At 43.0% G+C, this 24,340-nt stretch carries 22 protein-coding genes; 9 read left to right on the forward strand and 13 right to left on the reverse strand.

The genetic code is table 11. The features are described from left to right. On the forward strand, positions 1–208 hold a 208-nt coding region (locus tag AB4583_RS03790), incomplete at its 5' end, for a hypothetical protein (protein ID WP_206361182.1). Between the two features lie 12 nt (positions 209–220). On the opposite strand, the gene AB4583_RS03795 is transcribed toward AB4583_RS03790, so the two are convergent. The 7 genes from AB4583_RS03795 to dusA form a co-directional block, all read right to left on the reverse strand. Continuing rightward, on the reverse strand, positions 221–997 hold the full coding sequence (locus AB4583_RS03795; RefSeq protein ID WP_017059954.1) for a phosphoadenylyl-sulfate reductase: 777 nt from the start codon (positions 995–997) through the stop codon (positions 221–223). Then, a complete protein-coding gene (cysI, locus tag AB4583_RS03800) occupies positions 990–2,717 on the reverse strand; it encodes an assimilatory sulfite reductase (NADPH) hemoprotein subunit (RefSeq protein WP_372116489.1) in 1,728 nt (575 codons plus the stop codon). Before cysI ends, AB4583_RS03795 begins: the two co-directional genes overlap by 8 nt. Beyond that, on the reverse strand, positions 2,717–4,582 hold the full coding sequence (locus tag AB4583_RS03805) for an assimilatory sulfite reductase (NADPH) flavoprotein subunit (RefSeq protein ID WP_017059952.1): 1,866 nt from the start codon (positions 4,580–4,582) through the stop codon (positions 2,717–2,719). The genes cysI and AB4583_RS03805 overlap by 1 nt, the downstream gene beginning before the upstream one ends. 123 nt (positions 4,583–4,705) lie before the next feature. Continuing rightward, the gene (locus tag AB4583_RS03810; protein WP_004735813.1) at positions 4,706–4,936 is read right to left on the reverse strand and encodes a hypothetical protein; all 231 of its coding nucleotides are present in this window, start codon (positions 4,934–4,936) and stop codon (positions 4,706–4,708) included. Between the two features lie 201 nt (positions 4,937–5,137). After that, positions 5,138–5,809: a TIGR04219 family outer membrane beta-barrel protein gene (locus tag AB4583_RS03815; RefSeq protein ID WP_017069029.1), complete on the reverse strand. Its 672-nt coding sequence runs from the start codon at positions 5,807–5,809 to the stop codon at positions 5,138–5,140. Between the two features lie 135 nt (positions 5,810–5,944). Beyond that, a complete protein-coding gene (gene pspG, locus AB4583_RS03820) occupies positions 5,945–6,166 on the reverse strand; it encodes an envelope stress response protein PspG (RefSeq protein WP_017059950.1) in 222 nt (73 codons plus the stop codon). A gap of 206 nt (positions 6,167–6,372) precedes the next feature. Further along, positions 6,373–7,353 (reverse strand): tRNA dihydrouridine(20/20a) synthase DusA, encoded by a 981-nt coding sequence (gene dusA / locus AB4583_RS03825; protein WP_136977470.1) that lies wholly within the window; start codon positions 7,351–7,353, stop codon positions 6,373–6,375. 243 nt (positions 7,354–7,596) lie between these two features. Between dusA and AB4583_RS03830 the strand changes: the two genes are divergently transcribed. The 4 genes from AB4583_RS03830 (at position 7,597) to AB4583_RS03845 (ending at position 11,512) form a co-directional block, all read left to right on the forward strand. Continuing rightward, positions 7,597–8,664, forward strand: a complete 1,068-nt coding sequence (locus tag AB4583_RS03830) for a site-specific integrase (protein WP_136977471.1) — start codon at positions 7,597–7,599, stop codon at positions 8,662–8,664. Between the two features lie 271 nt (positions 8,665–8,935). Next, positions 8,936–10,021 carry a site-specific integrase gene (locus AB4583_RS03835; protein WP_136977472.1) on the forward strand — a complete coding sequence of 362 codons (1,086 nt, stop codon included), beginning with the start codon at positions 8,936–8,938 and terminating at the stop codon, positions 10,019–10,021. A gap of 77 nt (positions 10,022–10,098) precedes the next feature. Continuing rightward, positions 10,099–10,320, forward strand: a complete 222-nt coding sequence (locus AB4583_RS03840) for a hypothetical protein (protein ID WP_136977473.1) — start codon at positions 10,099–10,101, stop codon at positions 10,318–10,320. Between the two features lie 172 nt (positions 10,321–10,492). Next, positions 10,493–11,512 carry an AAA family ATPase gene (locus AB4583_RS03845; protein ID WP_240698173.1) on the forward strand — a complete coding sequence of 340 codons (1,020 nt, stop codon included), beginning with the start codon at positions 10,493–10,495 and terminating at the stop codon, positions 11,510–11,512. Between the two features lie 112 nt (positions 11,513–11,624). Here the strand turns inward: AB4583_RS03845 and AB4583_RS03850 are convergent, their stop codons facing one another. The 4 genes from AB4583_RS03850 to AB4583_RS03865 all read right to left on the reverse strand — a co-directional run bounded on the left by AB4583_RS03850 (position 11,625) and on the right by AB4583_RS03865 (position 18,792). Next, positions 11,625–14,864: a type I restriction endonuclease subunit R gene (locus AB4583_RS03850; protein WP_372116493.1), complete on the reverse strand. Its 3,240-nt coding sequence runs from the start codon at positions 14,862–14,864 to the stop codon at positions 11,625–11,627. After that, a complete protein-coding gene (locus tag AB4583_RS03855; protein WP_372116494.1) occupies positions 14,864–16,228 on the reverse strand; it encodes a restriction endonuclease subunit S in 1,365 nt (454 codons plus the stop codon). The genes AB4583_RS03850 and AB4583_RS03855 overlap by 1 nt, the downstream gene beginning before the upstream one ends. Then, positions 16,228–18,291, reverse strand: coding sequence for an N-6 DNA methylase (locus AB4583_RS03860; RefSeq protein WP_372116496.1), 2,064 nt, complete (start codon positions 18,289–18,291; stop codon positions 16,228–16,230). Before AB4583_RS03860 ends, AB4583_RS03855 begins: the two co-directional genes overlap by 1 nt. Positions 18,292–18,405: 114 nt before the next feature. Next, positions 18,406–18,792 (reverse strand): hypothetical protein, encoded by a 387-nt coding sequence (locus AB4583_RS03865; RefSeq protein ID WP_372116498.1) that lies wholly within the window; start codon positions 18,790–18,792, stop codon positions 18,406–18,408. 173 nt (positions 18,793–18,965) lie between these two features. On the opposite strand from AB4583_RS03865, the gene AB4583_RS03870 reads away from it, so the two are divergent. Next, positions 18,966–19,796, forward strand: coding sequence for a hypothetical protein (locus AB4583_RS03870; RefSeq protein ID WP_372116500.1), 831 nt, complete (start codon positions 18,966–18,968; stop codon positions 19,794–19,796). 5 nt (positions 19,797–19,801) lie between these two features. Next, a complete protein-coding gene (locus AB4583_RS03875; protein WP_136977481.1) occupies positions 19,802–20,128 on the forward strand; it encodes a hypothetical protein in 327 nt (108 codons plus the stop codon). Between the two features lie 13 nt (positions 20,129–20,141). Here AB4583_RS03875 and AB4583_RS03880 read toward each other — a convergent pair whose 3' ends face one another. Next, a complete protein-coding gene (locus tag AB4583_RS03880) occupies positions 20,142–20,408 on the reverse strand; it encodes a pyocin activator PrtN family protein (protein WP_240698174.1) in 267 nt (88 codons plus the stop codon). 411 nt (positions 20,409–20,819) lie between these two features. Here AB4583_RS03880 and AB4583_RS03885 point away from each other — a divergent pair, with 411 nt between their 5' ends. Then, a complete protein-coding gene (locus AB4583_RS03885) occupies positions 20,820–21,881 on the forward strand; it encodes a site-specific integrase (protein WP_372116502.1) in 1,062 nt (353 codons plus the stop codon). A gap of 45 nt (positions 21,882–21,926) precedes the next feature. Then, the gene (locus tag AB4583_RS03890) at positions 21,927–23,939 is read left to right on the forward strand and encodes an RNA-binding domain-containing protein (protein WP_372116504.1); all 2,013 of its coding nucleotides are present in this window, start codon (positions 21,927–21,929) and stop codon (positions 23,937–23,939) included. A 191-nt stretch (positions 23,940–24,130) separates the two neighbouring features. Here the strand turns inward: AB4583_RS03890 and AB4583_RS03895 are convergent, their stop codons facing one another. Then, a complete protein-coding gene (locus AB4583_RS03895; protein WP_346762954.1) occupies positions 24,131–24,265 on the reverse strand; it encodes a hypothetical protein in 135 nt (44 codons plus the stop codon). Positions 24,266–24,340: the final 75 nt, after the last annotated feature.

Raw genomic sequence — 24,340 nt, forward strand, 5'->3', positions numbered from 1 at the left:
GAGGCGGCATTATAGAGATGTTCATCACATTGGCAAGTGTTTATTAAAGAAAGATGCAAAAATAACGATTACATGGCGAATAAACACTCAAAGCCTTATTTGTGCAAGTTTAACTACAGAGTACTTACAAAATAACCACAGACTTATCCACAATTGCTCTGATTTTCATCCTAGAAAACAAAAAAGCTGCCTCATGGCAGCTTTTTAAATGGCAACGAGTCTAAATCCCAGAACCATATTGCTCTCCATCATCTTCATGGAGACCACATTCGCGTTTCAACCCATTAAAACGAGTTTCCTCTTCAGTCATACCCGGTTCCCACTTCTTAGTTGTATGTGTATCTCCAACAGAAAGGTAACCCTGCTCTCGAAGCGGGTGATAACCGAGACCATGCTCTTCTAGGTAATAGTGAACATCTTTATTCGTCCAATCGATTACCGGCAAAAATTTAAACACACCATTTTGGATAGATAAGATTGGCAAATTTGCACGCGATTGAGATTGCTCTCTTCTTAAACCGGAAAACCATGTCCCAGCCTCGAGCTCATCCAACGCTCTTCTCATCGGTTCAACTTTATTAAGCTTGTTGTACTTCTCTATCCCTTCTATACCTTGATCCCAAAGTTTTCCATATTGCGCTTCTTGCCAATTAGGGCTCTGTTGGGCGCGAAAGACTTGAAGGTTTAGAGTCAACTTCTGACTTAACTCATCAATAAAGCGATAGGTCTCCGGAAATAGATACCCTGTGTCAGTCAAAATAACCGGAATATCTGGTTTTGCTTGGGTCACTAGGTGCAACATCAATGCTGCTTGGATTCCGAAACTAGAAGACACAACATGTGTCCCTTCTAAATTATCTAAAGCCCACTTAACTCTTTCTAATGCGGTTAGCTGCTCTAACTCTGCGTTGATTTGTCCAAGACGAAGTATTTGCTCCGTCTTAGTCAATGCGAGTAGCTCTGCTAACTTCAGTTTTGAAGCGACAGAATTATGCATGCAGATCCCTCTTTGAAATTATCACCTCTTCGATGATGCCAGCTCGGATTGTAAAATCACCGAACCCTTCATTGTCGTTACGTTCCGTAGCCCAACGTCCCACCAGCGAATCAATCTCTTCTAAGATCTGAGCTGAAGTGATGTTCTCTTTATACATCTTAGGGATACGAGTTCCGGCCTTGTTGCCACCTAGGTGCATGTTGTAACGCCCCGGAGCCTTACCCACTAAACCAAGTTCAGCCAACATTGCACGACCACAACCGTTTGGACAACCTGTGATTCGAAGGATGATGTTATCTTCTTCTGGTAATCCATGTTTCTTCAGAATGTCTTCAACATCCGTTACAAACTCAGGAAGAAAACGCTCAGCTTCAGCCATTGCTAAAGGACATGTTGGGAATGCCACACAAGCCATTGAGTTTTTACGCTGCTCGGAAACGGCATCATCCATCAGACCGTATTGACGTGCCAGCTTTTCAATTTTTGCCTTTTGGCTCTTAGGTACACCTGCAACAATTAGGTTTTGGTTTGCAGTCATGCGGAAGTCACCTTTGTGGATCTTCGCTATTTCAGCAACACCTGTTTTCAGAGCTTTACCCGGAAAATCAAGTAAACGACCATTCTCGATGAATAACGCCAAGTGGTGCTTACCATCAATGCCTTCCGCCCAACCAATGCGATCACCACGGCCAGTAAACTCATAAGGACGGCTTTCAGAAAATTCTACGCCTGCACGCTTTTCTACTTCTGCTTTGAATACATCAATACCAACACGGTCTAGTGTGTATTTGGTTTTTGCATTCTTACGGTTTGAACGGTTACCCCAGTCACGCTGAGTCGTTACCACCGCCGCTGCTACATCTAACGTTTTATCTAATGACACAAAACCAAAGTCGTCAGCTTTACGTGCATAAGTAGAGGTATCACCATGTGTCATAGCAAGACCGCCACCGACTAACACATTAAAGCCCACCAGCTTTCCGTCTTCAGCAATAGCAACAAAGTTAAGATCGTTAGCATGGACGTCCACATCATTTTGCGGAGGAATGACAACCGTCGTCTTGAACTTACGCGGTAGGTAGTTGCTACCAAGGATAGGTTCTTCATCCGTTGTTTCTAGTTTTTCACCATCTAACCAGATTTCTGCATAAGCACGAGTCTTCGGTAATAGATGTTCACTGATCTTTTTCGCCCACTCGTAAGCTTCTTGATGAAGTTCAGATTCAACCGGGTTTGTCGTACATAGAACATTTCGGTTTACATCACCCGCTGTCGCAATTGAATCAATGCCAATGCTATTTAGCGTTTGGTGCATCAACTTAATGTTCGGCTTCAAGACACCGTGGAACTGAAACGTTTGACGAGTTGTTAGACGAATTGAACCGTAAGAGGTACTTTCGTCTGCGAACTTATCAATCGCCAACCACTGCTTAGGGGTAATGATGCCACCAGGCATACGAGCACGAAGCATGACGTTATGTAACGGTTCGAGCTTTTGTTTGGTACGTTCGTTACGAATATCACGGTCGTCTTGTTGATACATACCGTGGAAACGAATCAACTGAAAGTTATCAGCAGTAAAGCCACCTGTTATGCGGTCTTGGAGATCTTGTTCAATCGTACCGCGTAGGTTATTACTTTCACGCTTAAGACGCTCATTGTCAGCCAAAGGTCCAAGTACTTGACCTAGCACTTCTTGCTCTATTACTTGCTTGCTCATTAGTACACATCCCTTTGGTAACGTTTCGCTTTACGTAAATCATTAATATATTGTTCAGCTTGCTCGCGGCTCTGGTTGCCATGCTTTTCCGCTATCGAAACTAACGCTTCATGAACATCTTTAGCCATTCGAGTCGCATCGCCACAGACATAGAGGTACGCGCCCTCTTGCAGCCATTGCCACACCTGCTCTGCTTGTTCGATTAAACGGTCCTGAACATAAACCTTTTCTTTTTGGTCACGGCTAAAGGCAACATCGAGCTTAGTTAGCGCGCCAGACTTGAGGTACTTTTGCCATTCAACTTGGTATAAGAAATCTTGAGTAAAGGTACGGTCACCAAAGAACAACCAGCTTTTTCCTTCAGCATCATTGTTTTCACGCTCTTGAACAAAACTGCGGAACGGTGCGATACCGGTACCCGGGCCGACCATGATGATTGGTGTATTGTCGTCTTGTGGTAATTTGAAGTTATTGTTGTTCTCAACAAACACCTTCACTTCACCACCCTCTTCAAGGCGTTGAGCTAAGAAGCTAGAAGCTCCGCCTAAACGAGACTCTTCGCCTTTTTGGTATTCAACCAAACCAACCGTCAAGTGAACTTCTTCATCTACTTCTGCTTGGCTTGATGCAATAGAATAGAGACGCGGTGTCAGCTTACGTAACAGGCCAATTAACTCATCAGCCGATAGCTTAGTTTTCTTCTCAGCTAAAACATCGACAACTTGAGTATTACCCGCGTATTCACGAAGCTTGTCTTTATCTTCCACCAGCTTGATTAACTTCTTGCTGCCCGATAACTCAGCAAACTTAGTCACAAGTTGAGGGTTTGAAGTGGTAATCTCAAATTTACTCACTAGCGCACTATGGATAGATAGATTCTCACCATCGACATCGACACTTTCGATACCCGATAACCCAACCTTAGAAAGAATCTGATTTGCGAGTTCTGAACTGTTTTCATACCATACGCCTAGCGCATCGCCGGGTTGGTAGGTAATGCCCGACTCATCAAGATCAATCTCGATATGACGAACATCTTTACCCGAGTCACGACCGGTGATCTTTTGACTGGTTAATAGTGTCGCTGTATATGGATTTTGTTTGGTGTATTGCGAATGACCGGCAGCTGCTTGGCCTACTGGTAACTGAACGATATCAGCCTCGGCACCTGTCGATAGCGTTTCTTGAACTTGTGATAACGCTTTAGCGCGCCATTCCGTTGCTGACTCTTCGTAATCAACATCACAATCAAGGCGATCTACAAACGATTTCGCACCAAGCTTAGCGAGGAAGTTATCGAAGTCTTTAGCCGTTTGGCAGAAGAACTCATAGCTTGAGTCACCTAAACCAATCACACCGTATTGTAGGTTTGATAATTTTGGCGCTTTCTTCGATTGAAGGAATTCATGCAACTCAATCGCGTTATCAGGGGCTTCGCCCTCACCATTGGTTGAAGCGACGAAAATGACGTGTGTCTCTTTGGCTAGGTTCTTACCTTTATAATCACTCGCATCGAAAAGCTCGACGGCGATACCTAAGGCTTTTGCTTCTGCCTCTAGCGATTCAGCGACGCCTTTAGCATTACCGGTTTGAGAAGCGAAGATAATGCTGAGCTTACCCGCTGGCTTAGCCGCTACTGCAGCGGCCGCTTGAGCGATTGGCGCAGCAGCACCGACAGGCTGAGCTTGGCTCACTCCCCAAAGGTAACCACTGACCCATGCCAGTTGCTGTGAAGACAGTTCAGAAACAGTTTGCTGAAGATGACCCAATTGTTGGTCATTAAGTGGTGCTGCTAGCCCAGGTAACTCATTAGCCCCAGACTGTGCATTATTATTTTGTGAAGACTCTTTCTTATTTAAAGACATGGTCACGACATCCCTAATCATTGCGTGACGATAGATTAACCACTCCTTTTAATAACAAGAAAGAATAGAAAAGTATGTTTTATAACTTTTTGGAAGTAAAAACCGATTGAAACGCAAATTGACTTACTGGTTTTCAATACGCACTTGCTGAAAGCCAACCGCCATTGCCGATTTAGATGCTAGGTCTAAATCCGCGTAATGGCACTCTTCACCATGAACATCAGTAAGCAGAACAAAGCCACCTCCCATATGGCGAAACTCCACAACCCAAGACCCTTCTTGAATTGAGGGCTCTATGATAGCTTCAACTAACAGGTTTTCTCTATATAAATTTCGTAATTCATTGAGTGTCATATTCCATCCCTTGCTTTGACCTCACTACATAGACCTTATAAGAATAGACGCAAATTGGCTCTCTGTATTAAGGATGGTCGAAAGTGATGAATGTGCTAACTAATTCCAGAAAGATATATACTCAAGTAACCAATAGATATAAAAAACGCCACTTAATAAAGTGGCGTTCTTAAAATTCGCTCTAAATTTGCTTTATATGGCCTAGAAGCGCACTTCAGCACCAGCAAACCAGCCATCGACCATAACAAAGCTCTTACCTAGTTCTGAGCTAAAGAACTCATCCGAATCTAAATCGATAACACGGTAACCACCACGCAGGGCAATTTCAGATTCTGATACAGGGATTCGGTACTGAACACCCGCCATCAAGTCAGTGCTCTTAATACCACTGCTATCACCGAACTCCATCGTACCAATGATATCGAAGTTGGTGTCCGGCACATTGATCTCTGCGTTACCGTAGAAGCTCCACGTGAACTCATCAAACGTCGATGTTCTCGCACCTGTTGCTTTTGGTTCAATGTAATTCGAGTTTGAGTATTGAGTAAACGTCACACCCGCATCGAAGTTCATCAGCTTGTGATCTAACAACGTGTAATAGAAGGTGTAATCGTACTTATCGAAAGCCAATGAATCTGCATCAACAGAAGTATAGCGAAAGCTAGCGTTTGGTAGCATCGGGGCATTATGCTCAAATGCGAAATACAACGAAGGTGAGTTAGAGTCATCATCTTGTCTAACTTCGTTTAGCTTTGTACTTCCCCACCACATATCGGCACCGACTTTAGCCGTGTAAGAAAACTCTTCTTCAGCAGACACTGCCGAGCTTAAAGATAGCATTCCCACTAAAGCAATTAATGGCATTTTATTCATTTGAGATAGCTCCAATTCCATATCGTTGTGCTAATTGTATGCACATTCATAGATTATTGGGGAAAATTCTACCACACATCTTAAATTCCAAAACGATAAACCGCTGACGAGTAAAGATTTGACGGCACGATGACCTTAGTAACGTCTCTGGTTAGAACTGTGTACAAAATTTTTGAAAAACCACACACCGATTGCAATCACGATCAACCAAGGCAGTAACTTAAACACGACGCCCATCATACCTAAGACCAACATGACTAATAACGCCACTCCGGTTGCAGCCAATACCGTCATAAACGTAATACCAGTGACAAGTAGAGTCGCAACGAAAATAAGAACAAATATTAATTCAAACATAATGGTCTCCCTAATGAGTTAATGACCTATCTTTCCTACTTTCTAACATTGCAGCTTCCATACCAAGTGTGCCAAACCAATAAAACCCTTATTTATCAGATAAATAAAAAGCCACACATCTTCATGCGTGGCTTTTCAGAAACTTACAGTGGTAAATTTAGCCTCTAGTGGCGAATTTAACCTTAAGTTTTTAACTTAGAGGGAGCTTAAACATTTAGCTCTTTAGGGATCTTAGCCAATGCTGTTTGCATCACTTCAATACCTGCACCTTTCTTATGTGCGTTTTCACTGATGTAGCGACGCCATTGTCTTGCACCAGGCATGCTTTGAAACAAACCAAGCATGTGACGAGAGATGTGGCCTAAACTTGCGCCATTTGAAAGTTCACGCTCGATGTACGGGTACATCTCTTCGACAACCTGTGAGCGCTTCTTAATTGGTGTGTCTAAACCAAAGATCTGTTGATCAACTTCAGCCAAAATAAATGGGCTATGGTAAGCCTCACGACCAATCATCACACCATCAAGGTGTTGCAAGTGCTCCTTAGTTTGCTCAAGAGTCGTAATGCCACCATTCACGGCAATCACCAGATCAGAGAAATCTTTCTTGATTTGGTATGCACGATCGTAATCTAGCGGTGGGATCTCACGGTTCTCTTTCGGGCTAAGGCCACTCAACCACGCTTTACGCGCGTGAATAGTAAATTGCTCACAGCCACCTTTTTCAGAAACCGTCGAAACAAACTTAGTTAGAAACTCATAAGAGTCTTGGTCATCGATACCGATACGCGTTTTCACGGTAATTGGAATATCAGTGACTTCTTTCATCGCTGAAACACAATCTGCCACCAACTCGGGCTCAGCCATCAAGCATGCACCAAATCGACCATTCTGAACTCGGTCTGAAGGGCAACCTACGTTAAGATTCACTTCATCATAACCGCGTTCACCAGCAAGCTTGGCACAAGCCGCCAGATCAACCGGGTTTGAACCACCGAGTTGAAGTGCAAGAGGATGTTCTTGCTCGTTATATTCTAGAAAGTCGCCCTTACCATGTAAGATCGCGCCCGTTGTTACCATTTCCGTGTACAGAAGAGTCTGCTGAGAAAGCAAACGGTGAAAGTAACGACAGTGGCGGTCAGTCCAATCGAGCATGGGTGCTACCGAGAATCGAGATGGTGCGAACATATTTCAAAAACCCTTACAATTTAGTGAGTTACAGTTAATACCACATAGGGGCATTGCTATATATTTCATCCGATTTCAGCCTATTTTGACACTAGGGGACAGATCGGGGGACAAATGAGGGACATTAACTGTCCCCCAAACGAGTATTCAAGGAGCGGATTATAGCGATCAGTCGCTGGTGCTTCAATGATCACAAGAGACATAAAGATAGAGCACCTCTTCATCAACAGATAAGAGGTTCTTATGGCTACAATTCACATCGAAAAAATTAAACGCAATTCTGGGATCAAGTATAAAGCGCGTGTTAGAGCAACACGTCACAACAAACGAGTGTTTGAAAAGTCAAAAACATTTAGCAAAAAAACTGATGCCACCAAATGGGCAAAAGAAATCGTTAAAGAGCTAGATGAGCAGGGTATTCCTACTCTTGATGCCCCAAAGAGAAGCATCTTAATTGGCGATCTCATCACCCTCTACTTAAATGACTACGTTACTTCCAAAGATCTTGGCCGTTCCAAAAGCGCAGTGTTAAGGCGTTTACGTAGCTACGATATTGCGTTAGTCCAAGCTGATCAACTTTGTGCCAACCACTTAGTCAAACATTGCCGAGAGAGGTTGCAAGAACCAACAGCACCACTCCCCCAAACCGTGTATCAAGACATCACCTATCTACGCAGTGTCATCAACGTCGCTGGGCCTATGTTTGGGTACAAAGCCAATATTCATGCGCATAATGAAGCAATCCCTACTCTAGTGCAGTACGGATTGATTGGCCGTAGTAATCAACGAGATCGCCGCCCAACCAAACAGGAGTTATTGCTCGCTGAAGAAGGATTACACAAACGCCAGAGCCATCGAGCATCACATATTCCACTCGTTGATATCTTCCACATATCGATTCTAACCTGCATGAGGCTTGGAGAGATCACTCGTGTCACTTGGGACGATTTGAACCTCAAAGACGGCACATTGACTATTCGTGATCGAAAAGATCCCCGAAGGAAAAAAGGTAACCACTGCACGATTCCTCTGTTTCCTGAAGCACTAGAAATCATTAGACGACAAGCTAAAACCGAAGAGTGTATTTTCCCCTATCAAGCAACCTCAGTAGGCGCGGCATGGCAACGGATGTGCAAAGAGCAAGGCATCATTGACTTGCACTATCACGATCTCCGTGCTGAAGGCGCATGCCAACTGTTTGAACGAGGGTTGAACATTGTAGAAATATCTAAAATCACGGGGCACAGGGACATCAATGTCCTCAATAATATCTACCTACGATTAGGGGTTGGTGACCTTCACAGCCGATAAACTCTCTCCTTAAGCCTGCCACATGGCAGGTTTATTCTGACTCAACTCACAAATTAATTCTGTTATTTAAAGAATTTAAATACTTAATTTATCGTTAAGACCCGAACATAAGTGCTTGAATCACTTAAAACCCAAGCTTTATTGCAAGTAAAAACTACTTGCAAGTTGTTGATTTTCATAAATTTTATCAGTAAGACCCCCTTTACTTGCGGTTGCTGATAGTTTAAATTCACTCCAACGCCGTTAAACGGCATTAACTTGGAGATGGACAATGCCATCTACTTTTATTGAGAAATCGAACCCGAAAAACAAACACTGCACTAAACACAAAGTACGAGCGCGAACTCTTCACGCTGACTCTCTTGTTAGCCAAAAGGCACGAACCTTTTCAAGCAAATCAAAGGCGCAAGCTTTCCAAAAAAAGCTAGACACCATGTTTAAGAATGGTGATTTCAGTTTCTTCTACGGAACGCAAAAACATCTATCTATGTCGGATGTTATCAATGCGTGCATCAGTAGCCCACTTTTCATTGATTTGAAAGCTGAGAGTGCATCATTACTGAAACGAATTGCCCTTACTCCCTTTGGTATTGCGCCAGCCAACCAACTAGAAGCCTATCACTGGTTCAATTTAGCGAAAGATATGCACGTAACATGGGGAAACAAGTCTCAAACCGTAGCACATAACCTGTCAGTGCTGCGCTCAACCCTACAAAACTGCAAAACAATGCTGCGGCTAGAAGTTGAACTCGGTGGTTATGCTGATGCTATGGCGACAGCAAGACGTAAAGGCTATATCTCTCGCAGTGAGGAAAGAACTCGCCGCCCTACGGAAGATGAGCTGAATTCAATTGCACTAGAACTTAAAAAGCAGAGCCTCAACTCTCGCCATAAAATACATATGCTAGATGTTTTTGAGTTTGCACTAGAAACAGCAGCACGACGTGGAGAGATTTGTAGTGAGAAAATCTGTTGGGGAAATTGGAATACTGAAAATCGCACCCTAACAATCAGCAATCGTAAAACACCTAACAAAGATAAAAAAATACATTCAACTTTTGAACTGTCGCCTAAAGCGATTGAAATTATTGAACGACAACCTCGCGGTAAAGATAGTGATCCTATTTTTCCCTATAAAGCAGATTCAGTAAGTGCCGCTTGGCAACGAACAATGACAAAGCTAGAGATTGAAGACCTGCACTTTCACGACCTTAGGGCAGAAGCGCTATGTCGTCTGTATGAAGCAAACTGGAGTCTCCCTGCGATTTCGAAAGTTTCTGGTCATCGCGATTTGAACATCCTAAACAACATCTATTTACGCTTCTACCCGACACTACCCAGTCGTTTAGCCGCTTAACTCTTAATTTAAATCTTCTTTTATCTCATCCCCACTAATCGGGGAGGGATCACTATTACCTAAAAAAAGGAAAAACTATGTACACATACAGCACCCACGGAAATATCCGCACTAAATACCCATTAGAGCGCGCTTACACAGACCGCAATGGTAACTACCTGTCTTTCATTATTTCTGTTGAATATCAACAATCGAACGGCGACTGGGCTGACGCTGGCTTGCGCTGGGTGATCAATGGTGAAGACAAGGTATTTGTTATGGAAAACGGCTTCAAAGATTTCCCACACCGCGTTTGCTAGTCCTTACTTATTAGAACTGTATGGCGAGTCACTTTACTCGCCTTAATTTGAGATTAAGAAAATACAGCTACTTACCTCACAGAAACGCTCTCATACAGAGCCTTCCCATAACTTAAATATTGAACCTAGATATATAACTAAAATGAAAAACACCCTCACAAATACAATGAAAATGCTTACTGCTTTTTCTATCAACGAAGACCTAGAAAAAATCAAACAAGAAGCTTCTGAAAGCTCTTTTATTTTGGATAGGTTCGTCCTTAAAGGGCAATCAAACACCCTCTTCGCTCCACCGAACGCAGGTAAAACCTTACTAATCATCAATCAACTTAAAGAAGCCTACTGTGCAGGGCGTCTTAATGGCCTATCAGCCTTCTACGTCAATGCGGATGATTCTCAGAATGGTGTTATTGAGAAAACTGAAATCTTAGCTAGTATTGGTGTCCACACGCTTGTTCCCGGCTACAACGGCTTCAAATCGCATTCACTGCTTAGAATTTTGGATGGATTAACGGCCGAGAATGCTGCAAATAACGTTGTTATCATTGTCGACACACTGAAAAAGTTTGCCGACACCATGGACAAGAAGAACATGCGTATGTTTGGTATCAAAGTAAGCGAATTCATTCTCAAAGGCGGTACATTTATCGGCTTAGGTCATACCAACAAAAATCGCGATCTGAATAATAGCTTGGTCTACTCTGGAACGTCAGATCTCATGGAGGATGTCGATTGCATCTATATGATGGACATTGAAGATGAAAAAATGGATCAATCAGGACGACAAACGAAATACATCAAACTGACAAACCAAAAACTTCGCGGTAATAATGCGCTCGAACTCACATACGCGTATGAGAAGTCTGAGAGTATGTCTTACGTTGATATGGTTGATTCTGTCTACAACGTCGACTCTGATACTTACTCTCAAGAGAAGATTTTGCGTGACGAAGAAAGCAATTTCTCTAGGTTTATGAACCAGTATCAAGATGCTGTTTCACTCATTACAACGCAACTTAGTACCACTGAATCAGACAAAACCGAACTAAGGGATCATCTAGTCAAGCATACCGATTACGGTCGTGATAAGTGTATTGAAATCATTGATAAGCTCTCAGGTAAGCTCATTGATTTTAAAATGGGAGGCAAAACTGGGCGTAAAAAATTTTACTACCTAATCACCAGCGCTTAGATCCTATAACCGTTTATTCCGTTCTTTACGTTTATTTAATCAACTGAAAGAACGGAATGTCCTGACAAAAGAGAAGCCAGTGCCTCTCACTGGCTTCCTCCAAAAACTAAGCCTAAGACTTACCCAACCCCTTCATCAATACGTCAAACATCAGCCCTGCAAAACCTTTCGCTACAGCTTCGTTCGACAGTAGCTTCATTGCCATATCGTTATGAACGTCCATACTTTCAATAACGGCATTGTTGATTGAATTAGGGAATTCACCCAGCATAGCTTGTTCTTTGGTGTTGCTGCGGAGCTGATCCATTACAACTTCATTTTCTGAGATTTTACCTGCAATGGTGTTTGCGTAGTTGAGCATATCGTTTTCTGATAGCCCATCTTCGATAAACAGGTCATTCATGCGTTCGATGATCTCATTTAGTAGCTCGGTTTTCGGGTCTTTCGGTGTAGCGCCTGAACCCTCTTTAGTTGGAGCTAGGTAATGCTTCTGCTCTTCACCCACTTTGTAGCCTAGCTGCAAATCTGCTTCACGCTGTTCATGTAGGCGGTAGTGCGTCATTACAACATCTGATAGGTCTACATCATCCTCAACAACATCTAGGCGAAGTAGTGGGTGTAGGTGCTTAGCGAATACACTTAGCTTCTCTAGCTCAAAGTCATCGAAGTCTACGATCTGTGAAGTGAACTCGTAGTAGCGGTAGAACGAGATTAAGTCTTTCTTAAACACCTCAAGAATGTCTCGTGCTTCTTTGGCATTCTTTACGCTGTTCTCACAATACTTAATCGCCTTATCGTTCTTCTCAATTTTCGCTTTAGACAGTTCAGCCTGAGCCGATTGAAGAACCAGTGTGGCTTCTTTATAGCGAATAGTGAAACGGTCTACGGCTGGTTTACAAAGGTTAGCGAGTTTTGCTTGGTTCGCTTGCTTGCTATTGTAGGCTTCAACGAAAGACTCAACCTCGTACCATTGGTAGATGCCCGTTTCCGCAAGCTTGTTCATTAGGTCATAGACAATGTTTGGGTCTGATACACCAGCTAGTTCAGCCGTTTGGAAGTAGACCTTAAACTCAGCCAGAATCTCTTCTGGGTCATTCACAAAGTCGAGAACAAACGTCTTATCTTTGCCCTTATAAGTGCGGTTTAGTCGCGAAAGCGTCTGAATACACTCAACACCTTTTAGTGGTTTATCGACATACATTGCCACCAGCTTAGGTTGGTCAAAACCCGTCTGGAACTTGTTCGCCACCAGCATCACTTGATAATCAGCAGTATCAAACGCTTTACGCATATCTCGACCATTGAGACTAGGGTTCATGGTCTTTTCAGTGAACTGCTCTTCGGGTAAGTCTGGGTCATTCACCTCACCTGAGAACGCCACCATCGCATTCACGTTCTCATAGCCTTTGCTCTCGACATACTTTTCAAAGGCAAGCTTGTAGCGCACCGCTTCTAAACGGCTACTGGTAACAACCATCGCTTTTGCTTCACCACCTAACAAGTGCTTAATCTTGCTATTGAAGTGCTCGATGATGGTTTCTACTTTCTGAGCGATATTGTGCGGATGCAAACGAACCCACTTCGCCATCTTGGTTGCGGCTTTCTTGCTGTCTACCTCTTGGTCTGACGCTGGGTTGTCGTGTGCTAATTGGTAGGCAACTCGATAACTGGTGTAGTTTTGCAGAACATCTAGAATGAAACCCTCTTCAATCGCTTGGCGCATCGAGTAGACGTGGAAAGGTAAAGGCTTGTTGTCATCACTTAGTGGTGCGTCTGAATCTTCAGGGCGACCAAATAGCTCTAGTGTTTTACCTTTTGGTGTTGCTGTGAACGCAAAGTAGCTGATCTTGTTTGAGCCTTTACGAGCTTCAAGAGACAAACGCAGCATATCTTCACTATCAAGCTCTTCATCGCCCTCTAGCTGTTCAGCCATAAGCACTTCACGAAGCTTACGAGCTGTAGTACCTGTTTGGCTTGAGTGTGCTTCATCGGCAATCACCGCATAACTACGACCCGCAAGAGTTGAGTCTTTACGGATGGCTTCAAGCACATGAGGGAACGTTTGAATGGTCACAATGATGATCGAAGTGCTTGCCTTTAGCTCTCCTGCTAATTGGCTAGACTTACTGCCTTGGGCTTCCTCTCGATTCACACGAGCAATCATGCCCTCGTTATGGTCGAACTGATAAATAGTGTCTTGCAGTTGGCTATCCAGTACCGTTCGGTCAGTGATAACAATAACCGAATCAAACACCTTATCACCCGTTTGCTTACTTAGCTCTGGATGATCGGTGTAGTAGTGTTTCGATGCCAGTTGGTGGGATAACCATGCAATTGAGTTAGATTTACCAGAGCCAGCACTGTGTTGAATCAGATACTTATTACCCGTTCCCTCCATATCGACTGTGTACAGTAGCTTTGATACTACCGCCCACTGGTGATAACGAGGGAAAATCATGGTTTCTTTGGTCTTGATTGAGCCGTCTAGTTGCTCTTCTTCTTTCACTTCGAGGTGAATGTAGCGACCAAGAATCAGTAATAGATTGTCTTTCTGGAAGATCTCATTCCAAAGGTAAGCGGTAGCGTATTCGCTTTCGTTAGCGGGTTGTTCATTGCCCGCACCACCATCGGCTGTACCTTGGTCAAACGGTAGGAAGAATGTACTTTTACCATTTAGGCGAGTGGTCATTGCTACATTGTACTGGCTAACCGCAAAGTGAACCAATGCACCACGCTTAAAGGTTAATAGTGGCTCTGGCTTATTGGTTACTGGATCTTTTGGCTGCCTGTCTTTCATGTACTGAACTTTGGCATTATCAATCGACTGCTTAAATTCAGATTTCAACTCACAGGTAGCGACAGGAATACCATTAACGAATAGCGTTAAATCAATTCTGTATCTTTTCGCAACCTTATCACCCTTAAATTCTGGGGTTGTATGCGGTGAGTACACCAGCTCAGGTACAACACGCAAGATATTTTGCTCATAGCGAGCAGTAGCATCAGGGTTTAAATCATGGTCTGGCTTAAAGCTACAAAGACTAAACTTCGCGCCGCGATCTTTCACTTGGTTACGCAGAACCCATAGCGTGCCTTTGCTTTTCAGTTCTCGCTCTAGTGACTTTAGTAGTGCGTCTGCTGTAGCGGTTGGGTTACGGTCTGTCTCTGGGTAGTGCTTGGCTAGCTTATCCCATTGTTCAGGTTGTGACTGCTTAGCAAAGGTAATGACATCTTCAGGGTAAAGTGCCAACTCTTTGTTGTATTTGTTTGACTCACCCACCAGCCAACCGTGAGACTGCATTTGGTCAAGGATGTCGTTTTGAAATACCTTTTCCTGCGCTGCATCTGACATTAGTTTGCCTCCCCGTTTTTCAAGGTGAAGTCACGCACATCAACCTTGCCTGTTACTGCTGCTGAGATTAGGGCTGTTTTCCTTTCTCTAGATAATTCGATCATCCTCTCAGCATTTAATATTAGAGACGAGAGAGATTTTTCTTGTTTTTGGACAAAATCAACAATTGCTTGTTGTTCATCTTTTGATGGTCGTAAGAATGGGAGGTTATTAAGTTGACCTAAAGACAATGCTGGCTGCGCCGTTACGTTCACACCATCATCCATCGCACCCTCTTGCTTCAGGTGTGTTAGCAGATGGTGACAATATTGAACATCCATTGCTTGCTCATTGACTTTTAGGCTTAAGGAGTTCCCAGATACTACAGCTTTTTTATCGAGAGTTGGCATTACCGAGTTCATACCATACCTAGCACCTATCTTGGCTATAATAATCGCCCCTTCAGTTGTCTCACTTCTGCTTATGGTTTCAAAATGCTCTGTAGAGATCGTTTTTAACTTTGTTGTATCTAACAATCCAGTTGTAGCAAAGTTACTCTCGATTACATATACATCACCATTATCGACAAAGTGCTCAGATTTTAAGTTGCTACCAAATGGGCCATCGACAAAAGAGCCTTTGTCTTCACCTTTGATATGTTTGAGGCAACAAACAACCCAATGCTCAGGAACTTCACCCAACCATTCCACACCAGAATCTTTCATTGGTGCGTCAGGGTTAAGCCCTTTTGTTACAGCGTGAGAAATCACCGCTTGGCGTTTTTCTTTTAACAGTTCAATCAGCTTTTCTTGCTTGGTGATTAAGGTGTCGATCTTGGCTGTTTCGTGATCGAGGAATGAGCCTATTTTTTTAGCTTCACTGTACTCAGGTACAGGTATTTTTACCTGTAGAAAATTGTTATACCTGAGAGCCTGCCCATCCCGAACAAGGTTCGTTGTAGCCTGTAAAGCTTGAATGTATGGTTTGCTTTTAAACAAGTATTTAAAGTAACTAAGGCTAAGCTCTTCTTTGGGTTCTAGTGGGACATATGCTGAACTGACTGCGCCATCATATTCACAAAACTCAATTCCTCCCTGAAAGCTACGCATACTGATGACAAAATCATTTTTCTTCACTTGCTTGAGGATGTCGTGACCTTTCTGAACCTGAACAACCTTTTGTTGCTCAAGCTTCATAAATAATTTTTGAGGAATTACACCATACTTTTGAGATGCCGTAAGCATCTCATCAGATTGATTAGCCTTGTTATTCCTTTCACTAAACAGCCACTTACTATAAGCAACATCCCAGTGCCTAGGAACTTCACCTAACCACTCATAATTCGATTCTTTATACTCAGTATAAGCTTTATAACGACCCGCCATTACGAATGCACCTCTTGAAGAAACTGCATAATATCAGCCGATACCGCATCCAAATCTGCATCAATCGCTTCTAATGCTCTTGGTGGTTCATACACATAGAAGTGGCGGTTAAATGGAATCTCATAGCCGACAATACCTACTTCACCATCTTTCTCATCGGTCTTGCTTTCGTCAATCCAAGCGTCTGGAACGTGTGGCAATACTTCACGCGCAAAGTAATCCTCAACCGTTTCTGTAAGCGGCACGTTCTCGTTATCACGTAGGTCTGGGTTAGCTTCTAACTTGCCTTTAGTCTTACACACTTCCGCTGCATCATCGTGCTCACCAAGGTGTTTCACGATAAGTTTTAGCTGTGCTGCGCTTAATTTCGCTGGTGCTAGTTTAGCTTTTAGGGTGTTATTGAAAATGTCACGAGACAGTAGCTTCTCTTCATCAAAAGAGGCTAGCGCATCAAGAACTGCTTGTTGTAGTGCTTCATCTAGCTTCGCCCATGCTTTATCAGCTTGCAGGGCTTCTAGACGAGCTTCATCTTTTGGATAAATAGCCAGTTGTAGTGGACGCTCAACCGTGATTCTGCGGTAGCCAAACTCTTTGTAGTCAAACAGCTTACTAAAGCCGCTCTCAGAAAATTGACCGTAGGTTCTTACGATAGTCTCGATACTCTCTTCGGTTAGCTCTTTACGCTTGCTGCCAAGTGACTTACGCATTGCTGAGTAAAATACGTGCTCATCATCTCCCTCAACTTCTGCACCACCGCTGCGACCTCGACCACCAACTTTAGCGCGTTCTTTTGATGCGTTGATTAGCTGAACCTTGCCTTTGCGTGCTCCGTTATGGCTTGCCCCTTTATTCGAAGAGAGTATCCATACATAGGTAGCAATACCCGTGTTGTAGAACATATCAGTAGGTAGAGCGACAATCGCTTCAAGTAGGTCGTTCTCTAAGATATAGCGACGAATTTCACTCTCACCGCTACCCGCACCACCTGTAAACAGTGGCGAGCCGTTAAGGATGATACCAATACGAGAACCACCCTCATGCTGTGGACGCATTTTGCTAACAAGGTGCATCAAAAACAACAGTGAACCATCAGAAACACGAGGTAGACCCGCACCAAAGCGTCCCCCAAAGCCTTTATCTGTGTGTTCATCGTTGATGTGCTTTTGAATCTTCTTCCAATCTACACCGAATGGCGGGTTAGACAGCATGTAGTCAAACTTCTCGGTACGCAGTTGGTCGTTTGATAGGGTGTTACCGAGTTTGATGTTATCGACTTTTTGCCCTTTGATAAGCATATCCGCTTTACAGATAGCGTAAGACTCAGGGTTAAGCTCTTGACCAAATGCCGACAGTGATGCCTTTTCGTTTAGCTCATGCACGTACTCCATACCAGAAGATAGGAAGCCACCTGTGCCCGCTGTTGGATCATAGATAGAGCGCACTAAGCCTGATTGGGTTAGCACTTCATCATCATCGCTAAAGACTAGTGATGTAGTCAGGCGAACAATATCTCTTGGGGTAAAGTGTTCACCTGCTGTTTCATTCGAGCTTTCAGCAAATCGTCTGATTAGCTCTTCAAACACTAAACCCATACCGTAGTTGCTGATGGTGTTTGGGTGTAGGTCTGTTTTAGCGAACTGCTTTGCAACCTTATAGAGTAGATCTGCTTCTTCAAGCTTGTCGATGGTGTTAAAGAAGTCGAAGTGTTCAAAGATTTCACGAGCGTTAGGGCTGAATGACTGAATGTAACTCTCTAGATTGCTTGCCACGCCTGTTTCACCAAGGCGGTTTAAATCCATCTTTGAGGTGTTGTAGAAGCTCAGCTTTGCGGTGTGCGTAAGTAGCTTTTCTTGCGCATCTATTGGCATGGCTTTTACTGCTTCAAACTTAGCAATAACTTCTGGTTTGGTTGCTTCTAGTACACACTCTAGGCGTCTTAGTAGTGTGAACGGCAGAATAATGCGACCGTATTGAGATTGTTTGAAGTCACCACGTAGGAGGTCAGCCACCGACCATAAAAACGCTGCTGTTGAAGAGAAGTTGTTAGTCGTGTTTTGAGACATGAGTAATCAGCACATTGAAAGAAAAATTATGCTGATTGTACCCCACTATCCCAAAGGTAACAGCGACATATCACAAAAAAGCACCTTATGAAAAGGTGCTATCAAGTCTAGTAATCAAAGCCTATATGGCGGAGCAGCATCTGAGACACGCTTTGCTAGTAGGTGCAGTATTTCTACTATCTTTTCATCTCGCTGCTGTGTAAGCAGGTTCAAGTTAGCGATTTTAACTTCGATTGACTCTCCATCTGCGACTGCATCTAGATTATATGCATGATCAGCAAGTTTAGTAACACGCATTATCCACGCAAGGTTTTGTCGATCTTCTTCGCAATCCTTATCAGTAATGAACCCTGCAAGGCGCGCTTTTTCAATAACTAGATCAGCTACTGATGTACCTTCAAACTCTTCAAGATCGTAGGCATAACTAAACAGTTTTTTAGATGGTATAGGTTTATCCATAACGTTTATTTCAAGGATAAAAACTTTTTTTACGAACTGCAAAAGTGAACCGCTACAGCATAGCAAGGGGAGTTGAGAGGGTCTCCCTCTCACCAGTGGACAACATGAGAACGCAGTGGGTTGTCCTATCTGGAACCGCAAAAAACATTTGATGTTTTTGCTCGGTTATTTGCAAGTGGTGAAAATAATTTCTAGTCTTCTAAAAAACAAATCGAATGATTAAAAATTTTACTCTTATCAGCCAGCCTGTGAAACTCCAAAGTGATGGTGTGATGATACGCGAGCGTTATCTACTGAGCGAACAACACGCTAATCACAAGCATAGTGACGCACTTATCTCACTGTTCGGTTGTGCCGAAACATCCCACCAAATTGCTCTAGCTGGCGAAAAATTTAGGCTTGGACAACAACTCAAACGCAAGGGCGGGCGGCCGCTCTCTAGCTACGCCATGGAATACTGTTTGACTCTGCCGAAGGGCTACAGACCTTCTGTTGAGCAATGGCGAGCTATTACGAGCGACTGCTGCATCAAGCTAGCTAAATACTGCAAGCTGACAAAAGCTGAGTTCGCACAATATCGACAGCAGATCCGCGCTGTATTACACCAGCAAAACCAAGAAGGTCTAAAGGGCGCTGGTGATCATGTCCACCTGATCATTGGTAAGGTGGTTGGAGAGCGTGTTTTGAAAGAGCTGCAAAAAAAGGGCGCGACAAGACTCTTGAAGCAAACTTTCAACCATGCGGTTTTGCAACATGTCGGTATTAACCACAAAAGTTATGAACCACTTGAAGCAGAAAGAGGCCGCAGATTGTCAACATGGCAATACCAGCATGACAAAGCCAATCAAGCACTAGAAATAGAAAAGCTTATCGCCAAATTGCAAAGCCAATTTGATAAGTGGTTAAAAGCGAAAGAAGAGCTTAACGACAGGCAACAACGACGCCAAGAGAATCGACTCATGAAAACCTATGAATCTCTCGCTTCTCACTCACTGTCGAAGCTGCAACAAGAACAATTAACTAAAATAAAACAAAAAATAAAATAGAACTTATGCCTTATTACAACGGAAGATGGCACCGATATTCTGAAGCTGAAAGGCGTGAATATGGTCGCCAACAAACAGAAAATTATCGCCAAGTTTGGCATCAAGAATGGATATCAAAAACTGGGTTGAAGCAAGAGCGTAACTGGACGGATGCCATGATTAAGCAATTTCTCGCAGGTAAAGAGGAGAATGCAGGGAAAATAAATGCTTTCAAAATAACTCTTATAGCAAGAGTGGAAAAAACGAAAAAGTTTCAGGTTGCAATGGAGCAACGTGTTGCTCGACAAAAGAAAAGAGCCGCCGAATGTAAAGCCCGTCAAGTGACGGGCTAATTCGTTCTACAGCCTAAACCTGCATGCGAAGCCAGTCACATCTCGACTCTGTAGCTAAACGCTCTACATAAACTGCAAGGTGGTTAAAATCGACCAACCACGGAGCTTTCTGAGAATCCCCTAAGCGAATAACAGGAAAAGGGAGATCATTAAGATATGCTTTCCGTTTCGCCACGCTCGCTGTCAGTCCTAAATAGGTTGTGGCAACCACTTCCAATGGAATAAGAGGCTCATTGTTATATTTGGCTGCTAGTAATGCTTGAGTGGAAATGGAATTCAAAGTGATGCTCCTAATTTATTATCGTCGGTCATACTGCGACACGCTCTATCAATAATATTTAGCTGCACTTTTTCACGCCCATAAAGCATTTTTTTGGAATTTTTCAGAAAGGGGGATAGTATGGGTAAGACGGTGCTTTTATTTTTATGACAAGTAACAGTCCCCTAACCATCCCCTCAACTTCTCAAAGCAGATGTAACACACTGTTTTTGTAGGCCAAACCAGATCAGTGCTACGAATCGAGCATGGGTGCAACGGATAAGCGGTTAGCCGCGTATTTACTAGTATTGTCAGGTTTCATAAGGTGTTACTCGAAATCTATACACTGTATATATATACAGCAATTTGCTAGAGTTGCCCCAAACTCACCCTTTCAGTACGCATATAGTACGTATCGATGGAGTAGGACGAATGGCATCATTTAGCATTAAAAAAAGAACACTTAAAAGCGGTGAATCACGCTTCACAGTGGACATTGTAGTCAAAAAGAATTCGGCGATTATACACAGGGAATCGAAAACATTCAGGAAAAAAGAACTAGCTAGAACCTATGCAAATAAGCGGGTTCTTGAGCTAGAAAACCCTGACGAATCCGGACAGAAATCCGTACCGCTGTACGTACTTCTGGACAAGTTTATGGAAGAGCCTGATTTATGGGATAAAACAGGACGAACGAAGCAATACGTAATTAAGCTTCTTCGTGACTGTGACATATCCAAGGTTGAAAGCGACAAGCTAAGAACTAGCGACTTAATCCAACACTGTAAAAACCGGAAAGGTGGAGGAGCTGGAGGAGCAACTGTCTATCACGATGTTGCTTATCTCCGTTCAGTGATGAAAAAAGCGAAGCCTGTATTCAATATTGCTGCGAATTTCTCGATATTTGATGAAGCAGTTCCGGTACTTATTGATATGGGCTTGATAGGCAAAAGCCAAAAGCGAACACGCCGCCCTACTTCCGAAGAACTGAAACGACTAAAACATGGATTGGAACAACGTGAGTCTTTCCGGCCAAACGGCAAAACTCGAATCCCATTCACCGACATTCTTGAATTCAGCATTCTCACTTGTATGCGAATTGGCGAAGTCTGCAAGCTACGTTGGGAAGACCTCAACCAAGAACATAAAACGATACTCGTTAGAGATAGAAAGGATCCAAGGAAAAAAGAAGGAAATCACATGATTGTTCCGTTACTTGGCGAGTCATTTGAGATCGCACTAAAGCAACCAAACAAAGGTGAACTCATTTTTCCATACAACTCACGAAGTGTGAGCGCAGGCTTTCAGCGAGTAAGAAACGAATTAGGCATTGAAGACTTGAGGTATCACGACTTGCGAAGAGAGGGCGCTAGCAGGCTGTTTGAAAAAGGCTACTCAATCGAAGAGGTTGCTCAAGTTACTGGTCATCGGAATTTGAATATATTGTGGCAGGTTTATACGCAATTATACCCACACAAATTGCATTCCAAATAACAAGAAGTATCATACTTACAGATTGAGTCAAATATCAGGATTAGCATGAGCATTACCACCATCAATGACATCCTCGACCTAGAAACACTGTCGGAGTCAAATCAAGTTGAGTTTAAATTGGCAGGAGGCAGAGATGGTAAAGGAGCATTACCAAAAGACTTCTGGTCGTCCTATTCAGCTATGGCTAACAGTAGAGGTGGTTGGGTAATACTTGGAGTCCAAGAACTCAATCAAGAGTTTATTCCTGTGGGTGTCGCTGAGCCAGAGAAAGTAAAAATTGACTTGTTTAATCAATTGAATGATCGTGATCGTGTTAGCGCCAACGTCATATCAGATGATGATGTACAAATAGTTCAGCTCAAAAGCAAGCCTGTTATGGCAATTCATATACCTCCAGCTACGCGAAACCAAAAACCAGTGCACCTCAAAAAGACGCCTTTTGGTAACACTTACATGCGAATTCATGATGGAGATCGTAAGTGTGATAACGAAACTGTCAAACGAATGATAGCTGAACAACTCCATGACAGCCGAGATAGTGAAATCCTCTCCGAACATTACAGTTTTATTGAGGATATAAATATAGATAGCCTTAAAACCTATCGCAACTTGCTGGCTGCTCATAGTCCACAGCATCCTTACCTTGAATATGAACTTTTCGACCTATTTAAAAAAATAGGTGGGTGGATCAAAAACAGAGAGAATGGTAAAGAAGGGCTTACTCTCGCAGGTGTTCTGATGTTTGGTAACTGGGAAGCAATTTCCGCAGCCGCTCCGAATTACTTTGTTGATTTTCAAGAACGGCCAGAGGCAAAGACAGAACTCAGATGGGTTGACCGTGTTTGTCCCGACGGTACTTGGTCAGGTAATCTTTTTGATTTCTACCGTAAAGTATATGGAAAGCTATCCTCAGAAATCAAAGTTCCTTTTGAAGTCGAAGCTGGTCAACGAAAAGCAGACACACCAGTTCACATTGCTCTGCGTGAAGCTCTCGTCAATAGTATTGTCCATTCAGACTTTACAGATCGTGTATCTATTCTAATCGTCAAACGTCCTGATATGTTCGGGTTCCGAAACCCTGGGCTCATGAGAATACCACTTGAAGATGTGATAGCAGGCGGCGTTAGTGATTGCCGAAACCGACTTTTACACCAAATGTTTCTTCTGATTGGCTTAGGTGAACGTGCTGGATCAGGTATGCCCAAAATATTCAGCGGTTGGAAATCTGTCAATTGGCGCACACCAAAATTATGGGAAAAACCAACTCCGCCTCAAACTATACTTGAACTATCTACCGCAAGTTTAATACCAGATGCTACTCGCGCTAAACTACTACAAATCTTTGACTATAAGTTTAATGCTTTAGGAGACTTTGAACAGTTAATTGTAGCTACAGCTGCAATCGAAGGCTGGATCAATCATGAACGAGCTTGCCAACTAACAACCAAGCACTCACGTGAAGTAACATTAACTCTACCAAAATTAGAAACTAAAGGTTTTTTAGTTTCTAACGGTGAACAGAAACAAAAGTCTTACACACTTCCGGGGGTATCATTACCTACACCTGATGAAGTTTTCGCACCTTCACTTGAGTTAAATGCGTTAACCCTAGATAGCAACTCAACGCAAAACTACGGTAGCTTAACGCACAACGACGATAGCTTAACGCATAACGAAACAGGCTTAACGCATAACACAAAACAATTGCCAAACGAAGAAAAGAGAGATGTACAAGGTCGCATTATTTCTGAACGCTTTGAACGCCCATTCGTGGATGATATTAATAAGCTTGAGCCTAGCTTTAAAGAGCACTTAGAGGGTATTGCCAAGCTTGCCATGGAAAATAAGAGGTTAGCCCCAGAGGATATGCGAAACATCTTGATATCATTATGTAAAGACCAATATATACCAATTGGAGAGTTAGCAAAGTTAGTTAACCGAACTAGCCAAAACATACGACAAAGTCATTTGAAACCTATGATTAATGAGGATTTACTCAAAATGGCCTTTCCAAATACTCCGAATAATCCAATGCAAAGTTATACGGTAAAAAACTAAGACTCAATAATCTCAATAAAACCTAGATAATTGATTGAACTTCATTTCTAGGTCATTAACTTTTTTAACGAGCTTATCCATTAATACATTAGTACTTCTGATGTTCTGCCAAAGCATTCCTAAGAGTACTATTTCCACAGGCTTAAGCCCCAGCTGAGATAGCAGGGGCAAAATTTGTAACTCGCTCATAGCTAACCCTTAAATTCATTGCGTAGGGTTTCCCACAGGCCAAATACTATTGGAGCACTTGCGCCAATAATGCCACCGAATTGAACACCGTCTGCCGATACGCTCGCGGTGATAAGTTCAGGGTGACCAGATACCAAAGCAGCTCCCGCGCCAAGTAACGCTAAACCCTTTTTAGTGGAAGGAGCAGATCATTTTCTTCTGTTCACTTTCTA

The organism is Vibrio sp. 10N.222.49.C12 (genome assembly GCF_041475025.1).
Taxonomy (GTDB): Bacteria; Pseudomonadota; Gammaproteobacteria; order Enterobacterales; family Vibrionaceae; genus Vibrio; species Vibrio crassostreae_C.

Coding starts and splice junctions, on each gene's coding strand:
- AB4583_RS03840 (WP_136977473.1), top strand. CDS start 10,099: ATGTACACATACAGCACCCACGGAAATATCCGCACTAAATACCCATTA.
- dusA (WP_136977470.1), bottom strand. CDS start 7,353: ATGTTCGCACCATCTCGATTCTCGGTAGCACCCATGCTCGATTGGACT.
- AB4583_RS03870 (WP_372116500.1), top strand. CDS start 18,966: ATGATTAAAAATTTTACTCTTATCAGCCAGCCTGTGAAACTCCAAAGT.
- pspG (WP_017059950.1), bottom strand. CDS start 6,166: ATGTTTGAATTAATATTTGTTCTTATTTTCGTTGCGACTCTACTTGTC.
- AB4583_RS03885 (WP_372116502.1), top strand. CDS start 20,820: ATGGCATCATTTAGCATTAAAAAAAGAACACTTAAAAGCGGTGAATCA.
- AB4583_RS03890 (WP_372116504.1), top strand. CDS start 21,927: ATGAGCATTACCACCATCAATGACATCCTCGACCTAGAAACACTGTCG.
- AB4583_RS03795 (WP_017059954.1), bottom strand. CDS start 997: ATGCATAATTCTGTCGCTTCAAAACTGAAGTTAGCAGAGCTACTCGCA.
- AB4583_RS03875 (WP_136977481.1), top strand. CDS start 19,802: ATGCCTTATTACAACGGAAGATGGCACCGATATTCTGAAGCTGAAAGG.
- AB4583_RS03835 (WP_136977472.1), top strand. CDS start 8,936: ATGCCATCTACTTTTATTGAGAAATCGAACCCGAAAAACAAACACTGC.
- AB4583_RS03805 (WP_017059952.1), bottom strand. CDS start 4,582: ATGTCTTTAAATAAGAAAGAGTCTTCACAAAATAATAATGCACAGTCT.
- AB4583_RS03860 (WP_372116496.1), bottom strand. CDS start 18,291: ATGTCTCAAAACACGACTAACAACTTCTCTTCAACAGCAGCGTTTTTA.
- AB4583_RS03830 (WP_136977471.1), top strand. CDS start 7,597: ATGGCTACAATTCACATCGAAAAAATTAAACGCAATTCTGGGATCAAG.
- AB4583_RS03850 (WP_372116493.1), bottom strand. CDS start 14,864: ATGTCAGATGCAGCGCAGGAAAAGGTATTTCAAAACGACATCCTTGAC.
- AB4583_RS03845 (WP_240698173.1), top strand. CDS start 10,493: ATGCTTACTGCTTTTTCTATCAACGAAGACCTAGAAAAAATCAAACAA.
- AB4583_RS03810 (WP_004735813.1), bottom strand. CDS start 4,936: ATGACACTCAATGAATTACGAAATTTATATAGAGAAAACCTGTTAGTT.
- AB4583_RS03855 (WP_372116494.1), bottom strand. CDS start 16,228: ATGGCGGGTCGTTATAAAGCTTATACTGAGTATAAAGAATCGAATTAT.
- cysI (WP_372116489.1), bottom strand. CDS start 2,717: ATGAGCAAGCAAGTAATAGAGCAAGAAGTGCTAGGTCAAGTACTTGGA.
- AB4583_RS03815 (WP_017069029.1), bottom strand. CDS start 5,809: ATGAATAAAATGCCATTAATTGCTTTAGTGGGAATGCTATCTTTAAGC.